The organism is Terriglobales bacterium, from assembly GCA_035624475.1.
GTDB lineage: Bacteria > Acidobacteriota > Terriglobia > Terriglobales > Acidobacteriaceae > DASPRL01.
Map to the genome: position 1 here is coordinate 1 of DASPRL010000367.1, position 5170 is coordinate 5170.

The following is a 5170-nucleotide window of genomic DNA, read 5'->3' on the forward strand; positions in this document are numbered from 1 at the left end:
GCCGCCTCCCTCGGAGACTAGCTGCATCTTCTCGGGCTTCAGGCCACCCAATCACCAAGTCACCCAGTCACCCAATGCTAGGCCGGCCAGATGGAAAGCGCCGTCTTGGAGAGAATCTGCTCCCGGGTCGCGGGAGAGAGCGGCAGGGCGCGGAAGTCGGCGAGGTTCTTCTGCATGTCGGGGACGCCGGGGCCGGGCCAGTCGGTCCCGAACAGCGTCTTCTCCGCGATCTCTTCCAGCCGTGGGAAGTACTTGACCAGCGCCTTCGGCGGGATGCCGCTGATGTCCAAGTAGACGTTGGGGTGCCGCCGCACCAGGAAGAAGGCGGTGTGCATCCACAGGGGGCGGCCGCCGTGGGCCAGCAGGATCTTCAGCTTGGGGAAGTCCACGGCCACGTCATCCACGTAGATGGGGTCGCCGAACTTGTTGCGCGCCCCGGGAAAGATCGAGGTCCCGGTGTGCACCATCACCGGGATGCCGTTGGCCTCGGCGGCGCGGTAGAGGATCTCCAATTCCTTCACCCCGTTGAGGTAATCGTTGGGATAGAGCAACTGGTGGGGCGGGTGCACCTTGATCATGCGGATGCCCAGGCGCACGATCTGCTCCACGTCGGCCAGCACATTCTGGGTATGCCGCGGATGCAGGCTGCCACAGGCGATCAGGCGCTTGGGGTCCTCCTGCACGTATTTCGCGATCCAGGGATTGACCTCAGGGGTGAAGCCGATGACCTCGGGGGCGACATAGTTGATGAGCACGGCGCGGTCGACGCCCACTTTGTCCAGGTGCTTGAGGAAGGTCTTGGGCGAGCGGCAGAACTCCAGGATCTGGGGCCAGTTGCGGCGCTCCTTCTCCATGGCCGCCATGGCCGAGGGCTTGAACTGCTCCATGGGCGCGATGTGGATGTGGCAGTCGGTGATCACGGGCGTTGGTCGTTAGTCGTTGGTCGTTCGCCAGTTCCGAGTTCCCGGTTCTCAGTTCCCTGTTACCGAATCTCTCGCAATTGTCATCCTGAGCGGCCTTCAGGCCGCGAAGGACCCCTACCATCAAGGCAGCGTGACGGTTCCGCACTCGCAACTGGCAACCGGGAACTGGGAACCGGCAACTACGCTCTTCCCGCCGCCTTCAGCACCGCGCGCTTGGCGAAGATCTTGATCATCTCCCGGCGATACTCGGGAGTGAGCGCCGAGGTGGTCAGGGGCTTGGCTACGCGCGCCGCCAATTCGCCCACCACGGTGGCCGCGTGCTCGGCGTCGTCCTTGAGCGGCCGCCCAATGAGCGCGTGCTCCGCTCCCGGCACCAGCAGCGGCGCCGGATTGACCGCGGTGATGGCCACGCGCGCGTCCTCCACCACCCCGTCGGGCTTCTTCATGGCCACCGCCACGCCCGCCAGCGGATAGTCGATGGAGCCGCGGACGCGCAGCTTCATGTAGGCGCCGCGCCAGCCCGCCGCCGACTCCGGCAGGAAGACCCGGGTCAGCATCTCGTTCTTCTCCAGCCGCATGCGGGCATCGCCCTCGCTGGTGTAGAAGTCGCGGAGGGGCAGGCGGCGCGTGCCCTGCGGCCCCGCGATCTCGATCTCGGCGTTCAGGCAGAGCAGCGCCGGCGGCGTGTCGCCCGAGAACGCCGCCCAGCACTTCGTCCCGCCGGGCGCGACGTGGCACAGGTCGCCGTCCTTCTTGATGCAGAAGCCGCAGGAGCGTCGCCAGGTGAGCGACTGGTTGTACCAGAGGCAGCGCGTGTCCAGGCAGATGTTGCCGCCCAGCGTGCCCATGTTGCGCAGCACCGGCGAAGCCACGGTCATGGCCGCCTCGCGCAGCACCGGATAGTAGCGCCGCAGGAATTCGGAATCCTCGATGGCGGAGAGCGTGGTCAGCGCCCCGATCTCCACCCCGTGGCCGCCATAGACGCGGATGCCCTGCAACTCCTCGATGCCGCGGATGTCCATGACGTAGGCCGGGCCGAAGAGCCGCTGCCGCAGCGAGGGGATCAGGTCCGTGCCCCCGGCGATGATCTGCAGCTGCGCGCCGTGCTGGCCGAGATAGCCAATCGCCTCTTCCACGGTGCGCGGGCGCAGCAGCTTGAAGTCGGGGAGACTCAATCGTCACCTCCGGCCGGCTGCTCGCCGCGGCGCGCCGGGTCCTGGGGATGCCGCTCCGGCCCCTTGCCCTTGAACCACAGCGAGCCGCCGTGCTCGCGGAACTTGGCCGGGGCGGTCGGGTCGACGCCTTCGGTCATGTTGAGCTGCTTGGCGCCCTTCTGGGCGCGCAGCGCCGCCAGCACCCGCTCCGGGGTGAAGGGCGCCTCGCGCAGGCGGATACCCACGGCGTCGTAGATAGCGTTGGCGATGGCGGGGATGGCGGCCGCCAGCGAGCCTTCGCTGGCTTCCTTGGCGCCGAACGGGCCCTCGGGATCGACGCTCTCCACGATGATGGCCTCTACCTCGGGCGACTCGATGGCCGAGGGCGAACGGTATTCCAAGAGGCCGGGATTCATGAGCAGGCCGTCCTTCCACACCATCTCTTCCTCGAGCGCCTGCCCCAGGCCCATCCACACCGAGCCGATCACCTGGCCCTCGACCGCCACCGGGTTCAAGGCGCGGCCGCAATCGTGCGCCGCCCAGATCTTCAGCACCTTGACCTCGCCGGTCTCCTCGTCCACCGTGACCTCGGCCACCTGCGCCGAGTAGGAATACGCGGGCGACGGGCCAACGCCCGAGCCCTTGAAGTTGCCGCCGCGGGCGTCCTGCGGCGGGGCGTAGGAGCCGGTGCCGGTGAGCGCGCCGTGGAAGTCGATGGCGGCCACCACCGCCTCCTCGAAGCTCATGCGGTCTTTGGGACCTTCGTCGCGGCGCTTCTGCTGCACCGAGCCGCGCAGGATCTGGCCTTCCACGCGGTCATTCAGCCGCTTGCGCCGCTCCACCACCTCGTCGGTGGGAAAGCCGGCGGCGGCCAGCAGCGACCCGGCGCTGCCCTTGAAGACCATATCGTTGCGGATCACCACCTCCGCCGGCGTGCAGTTCATCTTGCGGGCGGCGGCCGACGCGACCTGCTTGCGCACCTCTTGGGCGGCGCGCAGGGCGGCGTTGCCCGCCATCATGGTCACCCGGCTGGAGTAGGAGCCGATGTCGATGGGGGTGAGGTCGGTGTCGGCGGCGACGATCTTCACCCGCCCCAGCGTGCAGCCCAGGGTCTCGGCCACCACCTGCGCGGTCATAGTGTCGGAGCCCTGGCCGATCTCCGACGCCCCGGTGTACACGATCACCCCGCCGTCGCGGTCCACCTTGATGTTCACGGTGGAGTGCGGCATGTCGGAGCGAATGATGGAGTTGGCCGCGCCGCTGACGTAGTGGCTGCAGGCCATGCCCAGGCCCTGGCCGCGGCCCAGCTTGCCGCGGCGTACCTTCCACAGCGAGCGCTCCACCGCTTTGTCCACGCACTCGGGCAGGCCGTAGCTGAGCACGCGCAGCCCGTTCACCGTGACGCAGGGCGGCTTGAGCAGGTTGGCGCGCCGCAATTCCACCGGGTCCATCTTCAGGTGGGCGGCGATCTCGTCCAGGGCCGATTCGAAGGCGAAGCGCACGTTCACGGTGCCGTGGCCGCGCATGGCCCCGCAGGCGGGCTTGTTGGTCAGCACGCGGTAGCCGTCGTACCTCACGTTGGGGATGTCGTAGATGGCGCCCAGCAGCGCGCCCGAGTAGAGGATGGTCACCACGCCGTAGGAGCAGTAGGCGCCGCCGTCCTGCACCACGCGGCACTCCACCCCAGTGATGCGGCCGTCGAACTTCACGCCGACCTTGAGGTCGACCAGGGTGCGCGGGCGCCCGCGGTGCGCCCAGAAGACCTCCTCGCGCGTGTAGGTGATCTTGACCGGGGCGCGGGCGGCGCGCGCCGCCACCGCCGCGATGATCTCCAGCGGGATGACCTCGCTCTTGCCCCCGAAGCCGCCGCCCACCAGCGGCTTGATCACACGGATCTGCGACATGGGCAGCTCCAGCACCAGCGACAGCTTGTGCTGCAGGTAGTAGGGCACCTGGGTGGAAGACCAGACGGTCAGCCGGCCCAATTGCCCGCTCGCAGGGTCGAGCTCGAAGGAAGCCAGCGTGGAGTGCGGCTCCATGGCCGCGTGCGTCACCTCGTTGGCGACGTAACGGGCGGCGTGCACGTACTCGGCCTCGGCCAGCGCCTGGGCGGGATCGCCGAAGACGTGGTGATACTCCTTCTCGATGTTGTGCGGGCGGTGGTCGTGGACCAGGTCGTACTCCGCCTTCATGGACTCTTCCGGGTCGAAGTAGGCGGGCAGGGGCTGGTACTCGACCTCGATCAGCTCCAGCGCTTTCTCGGCGACGGCTTCGGAGACCGCGGCCACGCAGGCCACGTTGTCGCCTACGTAGCGCACCTTGTCCACGCAAAGTGCGGTCTCGTCGTGGCCCACCGGCAGGATGCCGTACTTGTTGGGCGCGTCGCGCCCGGTGACCACCGCCACCACGCCCTCAAGCGCCAGCGCCTTGGTGGTATCGATCTTGCGAATGCGGGCGTGCGGGTAGGGCGAGTGCAGGATCTTGCCGATGAGCATGCCGGGGACGGAGAGGTCGTCGGTGTACTTGCCGGCGCCGGTACTCTTGCCCACGGAGTCGATCATGGCCATGGGTTTACCGATGATGGAGAATTCGCTCATTCTTCAGTTCCCAGTTCCCGGTTCTCAGTTTCCGGTTGCTCGCTACCCCGCTTTCACTTTGACGCCCAGGGCTGCCAGGGCCGCGTGTTTGAAGGCCTTAGTGTCGGCATCCCAATAGAACAGTGTCGCCTTCCCGCCCAGGAGAGACTGGATGGCCGACCGCTCCAGCTTCAGCGTGCCGGGCTTGCACCCGGCATCCTCCGGCGCGCACTCGGTCTCATACGTTCCCGGCTGTGCCAGCGCGATGCTCCAGCGCTGCAACTCCGCCACTGCTTCGCTGTCGAGCTTCGCCCAGCGCGAGGTGGAAGTCATGAAGGCGAAGACACCGACGGCGCGGCCGCGGTCGTCGGCGAGGAGCATGGCGGTATCCGGCTTGCCGTCGCCGTCGAAGTCGGCGCGCAGCGACAGGCCCTTGTTTCCCCGCTTCCCTAGCTCCGCCTTCGTGGGCTGGTGCCAGCCGTAGGGCAGGTCCTGTTGCGCCAGCGCCGGCAGCGCG

At 67.9% G+C, this 5170-nt stretch carries 4 protein-coding genes; all 4 read right to left on the bottom strand.

Annotated elements, in window-relative coordinates; all coding sequences use genetic code 11:
• Nucleotides 1-77: 77 nt before the first annotated feature.
• Nucleotides 78-920 (bottom strand): amidohydrolase family protein, encoded by an 843-nt coding sequence (locus VEG08_14315; GenBank protein HXZ29164.1) that lies wholly within the window; start codon nt 918-920, stop codon nt 78-80.
• Nucleotides 921-1102: 182 nt separating this feature from the next.
• The gene (locus tag VEG08_14320; GenBank protein HXZ29165.1) at nt 1103-2098 is read right to left on the bottom strand and encodes an FAD binding domain-containing protein; all 996 of its coding nucleotides are present in this window, start codon (nt 2096-2098) and stop codon (nt 1103-1105) included.
• Complete coding sequence (locus VEG08_14325; protein ID HXZ29166.1) at nt 2095-4674, bottom strand: molybdopterin cofactor-binding domain-containing protein; 2580 nt, start codon at nt 4672-4674, stop codon at nt 2095-2097. Before VEG08_14325 ends, VEG08_14320 begins: the two co-directional genes overlap by 4 nt.
• 42 nt (nt 4675-4716) lie before the next feature.
• The coding region (locus VEG08_14330) for a hypothetical protein (protein ID HXZ29167.1) at nt 4717-5170 on the bottom strand (454 nt) is incomplete at its 5' end.

Excerpts from the sequence above, each read along its gene's own strand:
- VEG08_14325 (HXZ29166.1), bottom strand. The coding sequence starts at position 4,674 with ATGAGCGAATTCTCCATCATCGGTAAACCCATGGCCATGATCGACTCC.